The 15966-nt window shown below is 38.1% G+C and carries 14 protein-coding genes; 10 read left to right on the top strand and 4 right to left on the bottom strand.

From position 1 onward, the window contains the following. Nucleotides 1-2 precede the first annotated feature (2 nt). The 4 genes from AC5WOF_RS02225 (at nucleotide 3) to greA (ending at nucleotide 5656) form a co-directional block, all read left to right on the top strand. Complete coding sequence (locus AC5WOF_RS02225) at nucleotides 3-599, top strand: rhomboid family intramembrane serine protease (RefSeq protein WP_496048323.1); 597 nt, start codon at nucleotides 3-5, stop codon at nucleotides 597-599. A gap of 40 nt (nucleotides 600-639) precedes the next feature. Continuing rightward, entirely contained in the window at nucleotides 640-1845 is a 1206-nt protein-coding gene (locus AC5WOF_RS02220; RefSeq protein ID WP_496048322.1) for an MFS transporter, read from the top strand. A gap of 142 nt (nucleotides 1846-1987) precedes the next feature. Further along, the gene (locus AC5WOF_RS02215; RefSeq protein WP_496048321.1) at nucleotides 1988-4720 is read left to right on the top strand and encodes a DUF2339 domain-containing protein; all 2733 of its coding nucleotides are present in this window, start codon (nucleotides 1988-1990) and stop codon (nucleotides 4718-4720) included. A 459-nt stretch (nucleotides 4721-5179) separates the two neighbouring features. Further along, complete coding sequence (greA, locus tag AC5WOF_RS02210; protein WP_496048320.1) at nucleotides 5180-5656, top strand: transcription elongation factor GreA; 477 nt, start codon at nucleotides 5180-5182, stop codon at nucleotides 5654-5656. 8 nt (nucleotides 5657-5664) lie between these two features. Here greA and AC5WOF_RS02205 read toward each other — a convergent pair whose 3' ends face one another. Further along, nucleotides 5665-6141, bottom strand: a complete 477-nt coding sequence (locus AC5WOF_RS02205) for a hypothetical protein (protein ID WP_496048319.1) — start codon at nucleotides 6139-6141, stop codon at nucleotides 5665-5667. A 68-nt stretch (nucleotides 6142-6209) separates the two neighbouring features. On the opposite strand from AC5WOF_RS02205, the gene AC5WOF_RS02200 reads away from it, so the two are divergent. Continuing rightward, nucleotides 6210-7340, top strand: a complete 1131-nt coding sequence (locus tag AC5WOF_RS02200; RefSeq protein WP_496048318.1) for a metallophosphoesterase — start codon at nucleotides 6210-6212, stop codon at nucleotides 7338-7340. Continuing rightward, a complete protein-coding gene (locus tag AC5WOF_RS02195; RefSeq protein ID WP_496048317.1) occupies nucleotides 7337-9532 on the top strand; it encodes an ATP-binding protein in 2196 nt (731 codons plus the stop codon). Before AC5WOF_RS02200 ends, AC5WOF_RS02195 begins: the two co-directional genes overlap by 4 nt. Here AC5WOF_RS02195 and AC5WOF_RS02190 read toward each other — a convergent pair. Both AC5WOF_RS02190 and AC5WOF_RS02185 read right to left on the bottom strand, forming a co-directional pair. Beyond that, a complete protein-coding gene (locus tag AC5WOF_RS02190; protein WP_496048316.1) occupies nucleotides 9522-9887 on the bottom strand; it encodes a group I truncated hemoglobin in 366 nt (121 codons plus the stop codon). The two genes, AC5WOF_RS02195 and AC5WOF_RS02190, sit on opposite strands and share 11 nt — an antisense overlap. A 100-nt stretch (nucleotides 9888-9987) precedes the next feature. Beyond that, complete coding sequence (locus AC5WOF_RS02185) at nucleotides 9988-10149, bottom strand: hypothetical protein (protein WP_496048315.1); 162 nt, start codon at nucleotides 10147-10149, stop codon at nucleotides 9988-9990. A gap of 118 nt (nucleotides 10150-10267) precedes the next feature. Here AC5WOF_RS02185 and AC5WOF_RS02180 point away from each other — a divergent pair, with 118 nt between their 5' ends. The 4 genes from AC5WOF_RS02180 (at nucleotide 10268) to tkt (ending at nucleotide 15358) form a co-directional block, all read left to right on the top strand. Next, a complete protein-coding gene (locus AC5WOF_RS02180) occupies nucleotides 10268-10630 on the top strand; it encodes a hypothetical protein (protein ID WP_496048314.1) in 363 nt (120 codons plus the stop codon). 91 nt (nucleotides 10631-10721) lie between these two features. Continuing rightward, nucleotides 10722-12878: a RelA/SpoT family protein gene (locus AC5WOF_RS02175; RefSeq protein ID WP_496048313.1), complete on the top strand. Its 2157-nt coding sequence runs from the start codon at nucleotides 10722-10724 to the stop codon at nucleotides 12876-12878. Nucleotides 12879-12883: 5 nt separating this feature from the next. After that, nucleotides 12884-13324 (top strand): D-aminoacyl-tRNA deacylase, encoded by a 441-nt coding sequence (dtd, locus tag AC5WOF_RS02170; RefSeq protein ID WP_496048312.1) that lies wholly within the window; start codon nucleotides 12884-12886, stop codon nucleotides 13322-13324. 42 nt (nucleotides 13325-13366) lie between these two features. Then, nucleotides 13367-15358 (top strand): transketolase, encoded by a 1992-nt coding sequence (gene tkt, locus AC5WOF_RS02165; protein ID WP_496048311.1) that lies wholly within the window; start codon nucleotides 13367-13369, stop codon nucleotides 15356-15358. A gap of 105 nt (nucleotides 15359-15463) precedes the next feature. Here tkt and AC5WOF_RS02160 read toward each other — a convergent pair whose 3' ends face one another. Continuing rightward, nucleotides 15464-15841: a hypothetical protein gene (locus AC5WOF_RS02160; protein ID WP_496048310.1), complete on the bottom strand. Its 378-nt coding sequence runs from the start codon at nucleotides 15839-15841 to the stop codon at nucleotides 15464-15466. Nucleotides 15842-15966 lie beyond the last annotated feature (125 nt).

Genomic DNA, 15966 nt, shown 5'->3' with positions numbered 1-15966 from the left:
TTTTGTTTGGACACACACACATTCCTCTCAAACAATTCCCGCGATTTTTTCCAGTGATTACAAGCCTGATGATTGTACATACGATATGCTACTTGATGCTCTTGTTTCATAGTGGGTCTGTGTCAGGGGAAGCGCTTGTGGTCCAATATGGTGCAGTTGAAGGTTGGCGTATTCAGGCAGGAGATTGGTGGAGAGTTTTTACAGCAATATTTTTGCATACTAGTATTTTTTCTTATCTGTTAGGATTGTTTTTTCTGTATATCCTGGGTCCTCAACTTGAATGGCTATTAGGAAGATTATTTTTTCTTCTCATATATCTGTTTTCTGGAATGTTGACTTTTGTAATTGTGTACATAACTGGAATGGAAGGAATATATTTTGGTTCTTTAGGTGCTGTATATGGCATATTTGGCGTTTACTTATATTTATTTGTGCGAAAAGCAATCCATCCGCAATTTGGACTCGCAGTATTGGTTCTCACCGTTTTAAATCTTGTTGTTGATTACCCGCTTACTGGAGTGTACTTTATATGTGTACTGGCAGGTTTTGCGTTATCTTTAGTCTTCTTACAATTTCGAAGACCTGATTCAGATTCATAATCCATAGAAGCTTGGGTAGACTATTTTTAGGTGAGGCTCTATGGACTTTTTACAAAAATTAAATCGTGAGGCATGGGTCTTACTGGGAGTCAGTGGATTGCATGCTTTTTCTTTTGCTCTGTCTAACGCCTTTTTGAATGTTTTTTTATGGAAAATTAACCATGATTTATTTAAGATTGCTTGGTACAATCTTGCCAATTATTTCGCTATCGCAGTTACTTTTATATTGGCGGGATGGATAACCAAACGAGTAGATCGCGTTATTTCTATTCGGATTGGAGTGGCATTGCAAGCTCTTTTTTATTTGACAGTTCTCCTTTTAGACACGAGAGCTATTGACTATGTAGTTCCACTTGGATTTTTTCTCGGACTCGGAAATGGATTTTTTTGGATGTCTTTTAATGTTTTGTATTTTGAAATCTCAGAGCGAGATAATCGAGATGTCATGAATGGAATAAGTGGTTTTATCACTTCATTATCAGGAATGATAGCACCATTAATTTCAGGATTTATTATTACACGTGTAGATCACTTTTTAGGGTATAGAATAATCTTTGGTATTTCGCTGGGAATCTTTGCACTTTCTGTAGTGGTCAGTTTTTGGTTGAAATTGCGAAAAGCAGAGGGTAAATTTCGACTAAGGGAAGTAATGGTTATTTCTTTTCAACCAAAAACAAATTGGTTTTGGATACAAGTATCCTCTTTTTTTCAAGGACTACGAGAAGGAGTTTTTCTTTTTTTTACTGGTCTATTGGTCTACTTCATTACACAAAATGAGTTAGCGCTTGGAACTTATTACACAGGTGCTTCTATTGTGTCCCTTATTTCTTATTTACTTCTAGGTAAATATTTAAAGCCGACATGGAGGGCGAATGCTGTACTTGTAGCTACTGTTATGATGGGGTTATTGATTATCCCGTTTTTAATCTATTGGAATACATGGACAGTCATGTTATATGGTATTGGAATGTATCTTTTTTATCCATTTTACTATGCTCCAAATACTTCAATCGCATATGATGTAATTGGTGAGCATGAGAAAGCTGTCGAACTAAGAGTGGAATATGTGGTGGTAAGAGAAATAGTCATGAACTTTGGGAGATTGATCAGCTTAATCATTTTCATGATTATTTTAGCGAAAACAAATACGATAACCTCTTTAAAACCATTGCTCCTATGTTTAGGTTTTATACAAGTGGGAACTTGGTTTGCAATACGTAAAGTACCTTTGATCGCGAAACTTTAGTTTTTACCCTTTTTTCATAGGAAAGGAGGGTTATTTTTTTTCAATTTATTTCTACCAGATTACATTTTGGTCACTTTTTATGTTTTTTTAAAGTTTCAATTATGACGCATAGTACAATGGAAAAGGAGGTGTCTGAAAATATATGATAGATTTATTTGTTTTTATATTCGTTCTTATTATTTTGTATTTCTTTTATAAAAGAAACAAAACATTAGAGAAGAAAATGGAGAATTTAGACCTTTCTTTACAAGTTTTAAAAAAAAGATTGGAAGATGTAGAGAAAGAGAGAGAGAAGGTTCAGGAGGAAGTCCAAGATCATTTATCAATTGATAAACAGGAGAAAGACAGAGATGCTCAGACTCCAGTTTTTCCTCCTCTTGTAAAAGAAGAAAAGCCAAAAATGCTAGAAAAGATATTACCAGAGAAAGGTTATGCACCAAAACGTAAATCCCGAACAAAAACGGAATGGGAATTATTAATTGGAGGCAAATGGTTAAATTGGATCGGTGCAGTTGCGCTTTTTCTAGGTACAGCGTTTTTTATGAAATACGCTTTCGATAATAATTGGATTAATGAAATTACAAGAGTTGCGATTGGAGCAGTATTTGGCTTCATTTTACTATTCATAGGTGGAATATTTTCCAAAAGAGGATTAAAAATCTTCAGTCAAGGATTAGTAGGGGCAGGAATTGCGGTCTTATACACGTCTGTATTTGCGACTTATAATTTTTATGAACTTGTACCGCAGTTAGTTGCTATTATATTAATGTTACTCGTTACCGCACTTAGCTTTGGGCAAGCGATTTATTATCAGTCATTACCAATTGCAATCATCGGATGGTTAGGGGCTTATGGAACACCGTTTCTTTTTCCTGGTGAGGGGAGCACTCTTGGATTGATGAGTTATCTCGCATTCGTTACCGTCGGCATATCTGCTCTGGTATGGAGGAAACGAAATTGGACCATTCTTTATTACCTGTCCTTTGTAGCTACTTATCTGATATTTTTTGGATGGAGTATCGCATCTGAGAGTGAGGAACATACTGTATTTCTCGTCTCGTTAGCGTTTTTTTGGTTACTCTTCTATCTGTCTGATCTTCGTTTTCTCTTTCACGAGCGAGCTACAAAGTATGAAAAAATGGTTAGTATTTTCAATACTGTACTTTTAGGTCTTGGGTTAGTCTGGCATTTTCCAAATACGGTGCATTATCGTCTCTGGTTTAGCACTTGTATGCTACTGATTGCAATTTTGTATCTCATTCCGATTGTATATTTTTATGCTCGTAAAACGTTATCAAAAGCAAATCAATGGCAAACAGCAAGGCAGAGTATTACATTTCTCCTTTTTCTATTGGCAGCAACAGGTGTATTTTTCCACTTTCAGACGTTTCTTTTTATTGCTTCTATCGAGATAGGGATAATGATTTGGTGGGGTTTACGTTATCAAGTGCGTTATATCGAACGATTTGGTCTAGGATTAATGTGTATGTCTACTTTTGTCATTTTTATTTATACGCTTGGAGAAATGGGTCAACTGAAACCTTTATTCAATTGGGTATTATGGAATGATCTCATAGGTGTAACCGTATTGTTGTGGAGTGCACATTTATATAAGCAACAAAATGCTATGTTTATCCGAAATAGCTTACATGCCATATGGGCTACCCTTTTAGCAGTAGGCATTTATGTGGAAAGCAAACTCTTCTTTTTGCATGTATATCCAAGAGAAATGTACGTGAAGCTCGGGAAATGGGATTATATAAGTCATGTCAGCTATATGGAAGACTTATCGATTGCCTTTTGTTTGCTGGTTTACGCTGTATTATTAGGCTGGTTTGGTTTAAAGAGACGGGTAAATTCTGTTCTCATCGCTAGCAATGTGATATTAGCTATTATGTTGATCCAATTAGCAATCCTTGGGAGAGCATATCCGGCTCTTGATTATTTCACGCCTGTCTGGAATATTCGTGTGCTCATTTTTATCCTTACAATGGGACTGATATTTGGATCATATCGCTTATGGAGAAAGCTGGGGCTACAGCATCCTTGGTACAATTGGTACCGATTATCCATCATTTTGTCTGTGGTTGTATTGTTGTTTGAATTGGTGACAGTAGAAATTGTGGATGGATTTACCAAACAGATTAATTTGCATCAATCTACAACGAGTTTGTCTCCCGCTTCTTATCTCGGAAATCTTGAATTTTACACTTTAGTATTGGTTTGGATCTTTTTGAGTGTTCCGATGTATATATTGGGAGTACGTTTGCGATATCGTTTGTTGATGTATTTTGGTTTGTCTGCCCTTGGGCTCGGAACAATTCCTATTTTATTTCGTGGGTTGACGTTTTACTCATATAAACATTTTATACCAGTAATCAATTTGCGATTTTTATCATTGATTTGTGCAATTGGTATACTTTTCTTCTTTTACCGGTATATGAAGAAAAACGAGGATACAAAGAGCAGCTTATATTTCCGCTACATTCGACAAACACTGTTTTTTATTGGAGTCCTGGCAGTTTTTCTCTGTGTGACGATGGAAATCAGTGATACATTTGAGGCTAATATACTGCGATACATCGCTGATAGGGAAGAAGTGATTCGACTTCAAAACTTACAACAGTTGTCGATATCGATTGCATGGTTACTTTTATCTTGTTTCTTTCTATGGGTAGGTATTTGGCAGAAAAAACAATCTGTTCGAATTTTGTCGATCTGTGTTTTTGGACTATCAATCTTAAAAATCTTCTTTTTCGATCTGTCATTTTTGACGACGTTATATCGTATTTTTTCTTTTATGGGATTAGGAATTATTCTATTATCCGTATCATTTATTTATCAAAAATATAAACATTGGTTTTCTGCAAATTAAAAAAAGTCCCTAAGTTTTTTAGGGGCTTTTTCATCGTGTAAACTAGGAAAAACCATTTGAATATCAAGTTTTAGCAGGGAATTTGTATAATTATGTCGAATACATAATTATATGTCATAGGAGTCTCTTTTGTATAGAAAAAAATTCTCGCCTTACTTCCGTTCTTATAAATATACACATCCAGATTGTATTTCTTTTTTTTTAACATGCGATTTGGAGTAAAGGTGGTGGAGTAAAAGTAGTCGAACAAAAAAATTATTAAAATACTTGGTTCATAAACATAAATATGCTAAGATAACTAGCAGTCCCTTTTTTGTAATCGGTTTCTTAATTTGATAGGTAAGGAAGAAATAGGCATAATGTATTTGGACGTGACATATCATGTAGCACGGTTGTACTAGAAAATAATGCTAACAAATAGAAAGCTATGGTTTGTGTCTTTTTAAGGAGGAATCGGCAATGTCTAATCAAAAAGAAGTTTTACTTACGGAAGAGGGATTACAAAATCTAAAAGAAGAGTTAGAACTTGCAAAAACAGTGAAACGTCATGAAGTAGCAGAACGTCTAAAAGAAGCAATTTCGCAAGGAGATCTAAGTGAAAACTCTGAATATGACGCTGCTAAAGAAGAGCAAGGTCTAATAGAAGCAAGAATATTGACACTTGAAAATATGATTAGAAATGCAAAGATCATAAAACCTGGTGAAACTGATAAAACGCTTGTTTCTGTAGGGGCTAAAGTAACCATTCAAGAAATTCCAGATGGTGATACAGAAACATATTATATAGTTGGTAGTGCGGAGACAAATCCTGAACTAGGTAAAATTTCAAATGAATCACCAATTGGGAAAGAGTTAATCGGTAAAAAAGTAGGCGAAGTCGTCAACGTTCCTGTTCCATCTGGAACCATCCAATTAAAAATTGTAGAGATTGATTAATTTCCCTTTCAAATAATCCCATCATCCTTCAGAGATGATGGGATTATTTGTTGTAAAAAAATAGATAGGGAGCGTTCCGTGTGATATTCTACCCAACTTCCTTGCGAATTCCGGATTAATAGCCGAGCTATTTCGCGATGGTTTTTAGGTATCGTAACAATTACAGATTGAAATGGATACTTAATGGGGGAGAAAGCTGAAAGAACAACTGGATGATGAAACTGAACCAGAATGTATCTAGTAGGCAGCTGAAAAGAAGATAGGCCTGATAGATGATCGATTTTATTTAACAGCTGTTCCATTTCATATTGGGAGGTAGTGCTCTCTTTTACTACATGCTTTTGACCGTCTTGGACATACCACATTTGAAAATTACCCATGGATGCTGTCTTCTGTGCATATGCAGTTGCAAAACTGATACCAATTAGCAGGAATGGAAGAATTAGGAGGAGAATTTTTCTAAGTAGATGTGTAGTTTGTTGCATAAGCGTCACGACCTTTTTTACGTTTATCGTTTGTCAGAATACAAAAAAACATACACGGGTGAGGAGTTATGCAGAATATTTCTTTTGTACATGTAGCAGATTTGCATTTAGGAGCGCCAATCAAAGGTTGGAAGTGGGAAAAAGAACATATTTGGATAAGACAGGAAGAATATTTACAAACATTTGAAAGGATTATCTCGTTTGTCAAAGAGAGAGCTGTCCCATTTCTATTTATTGCGGGAGATTTTTTGGAGCATGGATTTGTTACTTCTAGTTTGTACCAATTTGTTTTTGATCAACTACAACGAATACCAGAAACACGTATTTTTATAAGTCCAGGTAACCATGATCCATATCGAGAAGATTCTATATATGTCCAAGAAGTATGGCCAGATCATGTGTATATATTTTCCGGGCAGTGGGAAACACTTTTCTTTCCTCAGTTTCAATTACATATTTCAGGTAGAGGTTTCATAGACTTTTCTGAACGTCATAGTTCTCTGCCTACCCCTATGAAAGATGCATCTGCTCATATTTATGTGATTCATGGCGATTTTAGAGAAGAGAGCTCTTTGTACTTTCCGATTTTAGAGCAAGAACTGTTGGAACATGAAGTTGATTATGTTGCACTTGGGCACATACATAAACGTCAGACTTATCAGTTAAAAAATAACAAAAAAACAATCATCCATTACCCAGGCTCTCCAGAGGCCAGGAACTGGAAGGAAACAGGATCGAGATATCTTACCTTTGGTACGGTCGACAAAACGGGAGTTAACTTAGAGGCCATTCCTATACATACCCGTAAATATGAAGAACTAGAAATTGATATAACCAATCGATTGACGCTTGCTCATATAGCTCAACTGGTTCAGACAACAATAAGGGAGGAAGATATAAATGATTACCTCAGCATTCGATTAGCAGGTAGATCAGCTATCGGTCGAGAGGATAAACATTGGTTGCACAAGCTAGAAACAATGGTACAAGCGAATCACAAATGGCTTGTTTATGAGGATAAGACGCTGCCAGAATATAACCTTCAACAATTGCGGAATCAGCAGACTTTAATCGGCACATTTGTTCATATTATGGAACAACGTATTGCACAAGAAACAGATGAGAGACAAAAACGAATTTTAGAAATAGCTCTGTACCGAGGTTTAGATGCGATGGAAAGTGAAGTGATAAATCAATGATCATTGAACGTGTTCATTTTCATGGATTTGGTTGTTTGAAGCAGCATACCATTCCTTTTCAACCTGGCCTCAATATCATTTATGCTCCAAATGAATCTGGGAAATCTACCTTGATGCGTGGAATTTATGCTCTCTTATATGGAGGTGCTCAAGAAGGAAAGCGGGTTAGAAGAGAAGCGGATTGGTATGCGGGATATAGGCCGTGGTTATCAGACCAATATGGTGGAGAAATTGATTATCTTTTACATGACATCCCTTACCGTTTAGTACGAAATCTTTCCAAGGGAAGAGAACAAGAGCAGTTAATTAATCGAGAGACTGGAGAGGAATTGCAACAGCATTTTTTATTTGATCAAAGAAAAGAAAGAAAGATTTTGGAAACGCAAATAGGTTTATCCGGGGAGTTATTTAGACGAACAGCTTATATTACTTCTTATTCTGATATGGGATTACAATTCGATAAAGAAGAAATTAAATGGCAGCAGAAATTGGCGGAAAAATTAAACGGTTTACTTGACCAAGGAGAAGAAGTGGAATTGTCCGTAATACTGGGTTATTTAGACGACCAGTTAAAGGAAATGGGAAAGACGGAAAATGCCAAACAAAAACCTTTTGGGATGTTGATAGAAAAAGAGAAAGGCTTACAAAGTAAACTGGAAAAAAATAAGGAAACTCAAAAAGAATATTTACAGACTCGAGTAGAATTCCAATTTTTATTAAAAGAACAAGAAAGATTAGAGGATGAATACCAAGTTTTATCAGAGCAACATCAGCGAATATCAGTATCCCTACAGTGTAAGGCGGATTGGTATCGTCTGGATAAAATTCAAACAGCATTAGAAGAATGGAAATGTACTCAACAATTGCGTACGGATCAGGAAGAGATGATTCAAAAATTAGAAGAAAAAAGAGCAGAGCTAGAACCACCTTTTCGGATGCAGGCGGAAGATATGGAAGAGTGTGGGGCTCTGCATTACCAAGTCCAAACTCTAGATAAGCGCATTAGCCAGTTGGAGCAAGATGTGCAAAGTGAACAAAATGTCACTTCCTTATACCATCCATGGTGGAAACCAATCTATCCTATGATCACTTCTGTTAGTGCTCTCCTAACGGTTGGCAGTTTTTTTATTTCTACGATATGGGGTTTCCTATTTTTTATCCTCATGTGTTTGGTTTGGGTGATTCCTCAGATGATTTCTGTTTATACCAACAAGCAACAAGAGATGACTCGTCACCATAATATACAAATAAATCAAAAGCTTTTGTCCCAATACAAAGCGGAAAAAAGAGTGTGTCAAGAGCGTTTAGATTGGTGGGAAAATCGGGTTGGCACCAATGATGCGGGGATTATTCGTAAGTGGTGGGATCAAACACAAGCAGTAGAAAAAGTCGAATGGGAGTTAGAACAATTATTGAGAAAACAGCCGATTTTAAAGAAAGGAGAAGGAAACTACTTACGTCAAAAATGGGAAGATGGTAAAAGAGAGGTTGTTTTGCGATACCAAGGAGCTTTTTGCCGCATATCTGATAAGCAAATTGATAGTGAAAGTCTAGGGCTTTCCAGAGAAAGCGTACATAAGTCGATTCAAATTAACAGCATGCAAATAGGAGAAAAGAAAAAGACTGTACAAGAATTGGAGCTTCAACTGCATCGATTTCAACTGCTTCAAGTTGAATGGGAGCAAGTGAAGGAGCAGCTCGAGCAATTAAAAGAAGAGAGACGAGCTATTAGCGTTGCGAATGAGGTGTTATTAGAGGCATATCGCAGTCGGCAGGGAAATGTAGCTCCGATATTACAGCAGGTATCATCTTCGTGGATCAAAACAGTAACTAATAACAGATATGATTGCCTCTATGCTGACTTCTCAGGTGAAGGTTTAAGTGCACGGATTCCTGAGACTGGAAGGAAAGAGAAGATCGATCAATTAAGTACAGGAACATTGATGCAAATGGTTTTTGCCCTAAAAATGTCCATTATTCAATACATATCCGCTGAATCGAAACAACAGCTTCCCATTTTACTAGATGATTGTTTTGTTTACTATGATAAAGAACGTCTCACTTCTATCCTTCCTTTATTGGGTAAACTTGCAAAGCGCCATCAAATATTACTCTGTACTTGTCACACAAGAGAAATAGAACAGCTTGATTATTTAGGACAACCTTATCACAGCATTTCCCTTATTTCATAATAATGTGAGGCTTTACTCCTCGAAGTAAGGCCTCTACTTTTGCCATTTGAGGGATTGGTGTATTGTATTTCCTCATCGCATTTTTAAAATGCTTAACAGCCAATTCATATTCTTCAGAAGTAATGTACAATCCCTGATGGATTTTTCTCATATTTTTTCCGTGATAGCGATTTGGACCTCCAAATAGAAAACTCACAAGCATCGTGATGTGACTAATTCGAATTTGGTGTATGTTAGCATCATGGAAATAATGAGCTAGTTTTTTATCATTCACCAATAAGTGGTAAAATTCATGGACAATAGCTGCAATGGTTTGTTCACCACCGAGATCAGCATATACATTTTTATTTTCCATATTAATTCTCCAATCTTATAAAGGTACTAATAATTGGGAAAATTATGTACAATAGGAATAAAAAAGTCCCGTTTTAAGGGACTTATTCTATTAAGGATTACTATTCTTTTTCTTTATCATGATATCCTGCTTGTGCATACATTTCAAAAAGGGCATTTTGGACTTTTTTCACAGCATGCTCTTCTCCAGTTAGTTCCTCTGCAAACTCTGTATCGATATCTTTTTGTTTGGCTTCGTTTGCAGCCTTCGTATTATCCTGCATGCTTTCACCTCCATTTAGCGTTAACATTTCACAGCAAAGAAAAACTATGCACCTTGAAAAAGGAATAAGCTAGGAACATAATGAAGTAGTAAAACTGTAAAAGTTAGGAGTAGTGCTTGTGGAATGGTTATCTAATTTTTTCTATGCATTTATCGGTGGTTTTGCCCGCATTTTTATTAGTTCTTTTATCCTTTGGATGATAGGAATTGTCGGTCTACTATTTATGGAATTATTTAATAATGAGGAGTTTCAATTCCGTGTCTATCTTCAAAAAGTATGGAAGGTATTATTGATCTCATTTCAAATAGCAGCATATGGCAGTGTGGTAGTTGGTTTGTTTTTATTATTCAAAACAGAAGAGTATTTAACTTACACACTTTTAACAATTGATGGTATTTTGTTATCCATCCTCTACATTAGTCTTCGCCGTCGTCTCGGTAATTTTCGTTCCAAAGATAACAACCAAGGCGACAAAACATAGGATTATTCTTGAACGAAATGTTTATGTTTACATTTTTTAACCGTTATAGGATAATATTTTTTAAAACATTTTTTGGTTAGGGCTGAACGTAATGATACTTGTACAAGAGCTATTTCAAAAAGCGGCTACGTATTTACCTCCCGAAGAGGTGGCCAAGCTTGAAAAAGCTTATAGATATGCGGAGAAAGCACATGATGGACAATTACGGAAATCGGGCGAGCCTTACATCTTACATCCTGTAGCAGTTACAGAAATTTTGTTAGATTTGCAGATGGATAGTTCTACTCTTATTGCTGGTCTGTTGCATGATGTTGTGGAAGATACAGGGATAACCTTAGCGCAAATCCATGAAGAATTTGGAGAAACGGTTGCATCATTGGTAGATGGATTGACGAAGCTGAAAGGGTTTAAATTTCGATCCAATGCTGAGCATCAGGCCGAAAATCATCGCAAAATGTTTATTGCGATGGCAAAAGATGTACGAGTTGTTCTCTGTAAACTCGCAGATCGCCTGCACAATATGAGAACCCTGCAACATCTGCCAGAAGAGAAGCAGCGAAAGAAAGCGGAAGAGACATTAGAGATTTTTGCACCACTGGCTCATCGATTAGGGATTTCCAAAATCAAATGGGAATTAGAAGATCGGTCTCTGCGCTATATGAATCCTCAACAGTACTACAAAATTGTTTCCATGATGAAGAAAAAACGAACAGAACGGGAAGCTTTTTTGAGTGAAATTATTGAAATGCTGTACGACAAATTCACAGAGATGGATTTGCAGGTAGAAGATATTTCTGGTCGCCCCAAGCATATTTATAGCATTTATCGCAAAATGAAAAACCAGCATAAGCAATTTCATGAGATTTATGATCTGATGGCAGTTCGTGTGATCGTAAACTCTGTAAGGGATTGTTATGCTGTGCTTGGTATGATTCATACCATGTGGAAGCCAATGCCTGGTCGTTTTAAAGATTATATTGCTATGCCCAAGACAAATATGTATCAATCCCTGCATACTACTGTTTTAGGTCCTAAAGGGGAGCCGATTGAGGTGCAGATACGGACCATGGAAATGCACCGGATCGCAGAGTACGGAATTGCAGCTCACTGGGCTTATAAAGAAGGTGCAAATGTAGGAAAACAATCTTTTTCGGATAAGCTAAAATGGTTTAGAGAAATGATGGAATTACAATCAGAGTCACGAGATGCAGAAGAATTTGTGGAGAGTCTGAAGATGGATTGGTTCACAGATACTGTTTTTGTGTTTACACCTAAGACAGATGTGATTGAACTGCCTGCGGGTTCCGTACCGCTTGATTTCGCTTATCGTATTCATACAGAAGTGGGAAATAAATGTGTTGGGGCAAAAGTGAACGGCAATATTGTGCCGCTTGATTATAAATTACAGACAGGAGACAAAGTACAAGTTCTCACGTCGAAACATAGCTATGGACCTAGCCAAGATTGGCTCAAATTAGTAAAAACATCTCATGCCCGGAATAAAATACGCAGTTGGTTTAAAACCCAACGAAGAGAAGAGAGTATCATCAAGGGAAAAGAGATGGTAGAAGCGCTTCTCAAAAAGCATGATTACGATATTAATGAAGCGATGAAATCGGACAAGATGATTGAGGTTTGCAAGCGATTTAATTTCCCTAATACCGATGAGATGTTAGCAGCTGTAGGATATGGTGGAATCTCAACCGCACAAGTGGTACATCGACTGACTACTGGTTTGAGAGAAGAATTGCCGCCTATCATTCCCGAAGTGAAGACTACTCCCCAACGTCGCCGACGATTGGATGTAGGTGTGCGAGTAATAGGGGTAGATAATGTGCTCGTGAGATTGTCTCGATGTTGTCATCCTGTTCCAGGGGAAGAAATCGGTGGATTTGTAACCCGTGGAAGAGGGGTATCGGTTCATCGGGCTGATTGTCCTAATTTGCAAAGTGTGGAATTAGACAGACGGGTAGAGGTCGAATGGGAAGGAGAACCTGCGGCTTCATATCATGTGGATATCGAAGTATCTGGCTATGACCGCCTCGGATTGTTGAATGATGTGCTTCAAGCAGTCAATGATACAAAGGCAAACTATAGTGCAGTTAATGCAAAAGTTCATCCAAAAGGATTTGCGAATATCCAATTGACCGTAGCCATTCGTAATATTCATCATTTACGATCTGTAGTAGAACGAGTTAAAGGTGTACGGGATATATACAGTGTACAAAGAACAGTTGGACAAGGGTGATTGATTTGCGAGTATTGTTACAGCGTGTAAGCAAAGCAAGTGTTACAGTAGATGGGAACATCGTAGGAGCCATTGATCACGGGCTCCTTTTATTTGTTGGTTTTACAGACGGTGATAGTGAAAAAGAAATCGTATATCTTGCTGATAAGGTAGTGAACTTGCGAATATTTGAAGATGAACACGGAAAAATGAATAAATCACTGCTGGATGTGGGGGGCAGTATTCTTTCCGTTTCCCAATTCACGCTTTATGGAGATTGTCGAAAAGGAAGAAGGCCTAATTTTATGGCAGCAGCACGTCCAGAAGAAGCGCTATCCTTATATGATAAATGGAATCAAGAACTTCTTGCCAAAGGAGTTAAAGTGGAAACAGGAATTTTCGGGGCAATGATGGATGTGGAATTAGTAAATGACGGACCAGTCACCCTTATCTTGGATAGTTTTTAGTTTTGCGTGCTATAATGAGATGGAGTAAAAGGAGGATATTTTATGACAATCGATCAACTTTCCATTAATACTATCAGGATGTTATCCATTGACCAGGTTGAACAAGCAAATTCTGGACACCCTGGTTTACCAATGGGTGCGGCCCCAATGGCTTATACGCTTTGGGCTAAGCAATTAAAGCACAATCCTCAAAACCCAGATTGGTATAACCGTGATCGTTTTATTTTATCGGCCGGGCACGGTTCAGCACTGTTGTATAGTTTGCTACATTTATTTGGATATGGTTTGACTATCGATGACTTAAAAGAATTCCGCCAATGGGGCAGTTTGACACCAGGTCACCCAGAGGTGAAACATACAGTTGGTGTAGAAGCTACAACAGGTCCGCTAGGGCAAGGGATTGCCAATGCAGTCGGAATGGCTATGGCAGAACGTCATTTAGCAGCAACCTATAATCGTGATGGATATGATGTAATCGATCACTTTACATATGCAATATGTGGTGACGGAGACTTGATGGAAGGTATTGCTCAAGAAGCAACATCTTTGGCAGGTCATCTACAACTAGGCAAATTGATCGTATTGTACGATTCGAATAGTATATCCCTCGATGGCGATCTTTCCAAATCTTTTTCCGAACAGACATCCAAACGCTTTGAAGCCAATGGATGGCAAGTGTTGCATGTAGAAGATGGAAATGATATGGAAGCTATTAATCAAGCTATCGAACAAGCAAAACAAGAATCGTCGAAACCAACTTTGATTGAAGTACGTACGATCATTGGCTATGGCAGCCCTGGCCGCGCTGGAACATCCGAAGCCCATGGGAAACCACTTGGTGCGAAAGAAGTAGCAGGTGCACGTCTTGCTTACAAATGGACAGAGGAAGCTCCTTTTTATGTGCCTGCTGAAGTATCTGAAAACTTCTCTGCGATCAGAAATGAATTAGCGAAAGCCGAAACGCAGTGGAATCAAATGTTTGAAAGCTATGCAAAGGAGTACCCAATCTTAGCAAATCAAATCAAACAAGCATTTGCTAGGGAATTGCTCACAGATTGGGCAGAACATCTGCCAACTTTTGAAGCAGATGAAAAGGGAATTGCTACAAGAGCAGCATCTGGAAAAGCGCTGCAAGTATTGGCGAAAGAAATTCCAACGCTCTTTGGAGGATCAGCAGACTTAGCATCTTCTAATAGTACGACAATGAAAGACGATGCTAATTTTGGTGCCGACGATTATGCAGGCCGCAATATTTGGTTTGGGGTTCGCGAGCATGGGATGGGTGGAGCATTAAATGGAATGGCACTGCATGGAGGGCTTCATGTTTTTGGTGCTACTTTCTTAGTTTTCTCTGACTACCTGCGTCCGTCTATTCGGCTAGCGGCACTTTCGCAGTTACCAGTGACTTATGTTTTTACTCATGATAGTATTGCTGTCGGCGAAGATGGACCAACACATGAGCCAGTAGAACACATCCCATCTCTGCGCTTGATTCCTGGATTGAAAGTGGTTCGACCTGCTGATGCAAATGAAACCGTTGCTGCATGGGAATATGCATTAAAGTCACAAGATCATCCTGTTGCCCTTATTTTAAGCAGACAAAACCTGCCTGTGCTGCCTGGAACAGTTGGCAAAAAGATAGAGATCGTAAAACAGGGGGCATATGTTGTTTCGCCAGCGCAAGGTGAGGAAAAGGGAGTGCTCATTGCTACTGGCTCTGAAGTAGCATTAGCAGTAAAAGCACAACAAAAGCTGGCAGAAAAAGGCGTACATGTACGAGTAGTAAGTATGCCATGTCGGGAAAACTTCGATCACTTGACTCATGCGGAAAAAGAAAACATCATCCCAAGCAATCTCACCGCACGTGTTGCGATTGAAGCAGCACATCCTATGGGCTGGGATAAATATGTGGGAGAAAAAGGAACAGTAATCGGTATCAATCACTTTGGAGCTTCTGCACCTGGAGACCTGTTACTCAAGAAATTTGGATTTAATGTGGAAAATGTAATGGAACAACTGGAGAAATTACTGTAAGAAAGGTATACAAAAGCCTGATCCTTATCGATCAGGCTTTTTTTTATGAGGAATTATTGTTATCGTTGCTGCCTTGCCTGATCATCGTGATCAGGCAAGGCAGCTTTAGACCGTCTGCCATATTTCACATACAGTCTTGGGTTTCACCTTGGTTTTATCTTCATCTTGATATAATGCTTCCTTAGGTGGGAGATAGTCGTTGTAGAACTTTACCGTGCAGATAATAGTGGCTTTACCACTGTCTCCTTCTACCTCATGGTAGGTGAACACCTTCGTGACCAGAGGAGTTCCATTTTTGGTTGCTGTCGCAACAATGATGAAGCCATCCTCCTGAACGGAGATGCTGAAGTTGTCCAGTAACAGCCTTTCATCTGCATCGTCAGGGTCTGGATAGCTTTTGTTCTGCCCCAACTGTTGGAGAACATACCCCATCAATTGATAGTACCAATCCCGATCCTGTACGAATTCGTCTCTGGGTTCCACTGCTGCCTCGATTCTTCAGGTGACAAGGTGTTCCTATATATTATCACAAATTTGTTTATTTTATTTTTCTGCTTCGAAAACGTCGGACACCCCTGTCCTTGAAAGGGGACAGGGGTGCATTGTGC

It is taken from the genome of Shimazuella sp. NTD250 (assembly GCF_059510375.1).
Note: the sequence above shows the minus strand (reverse complement) of the source record. Positions and strands in the feature narration are given on the sequence as shown.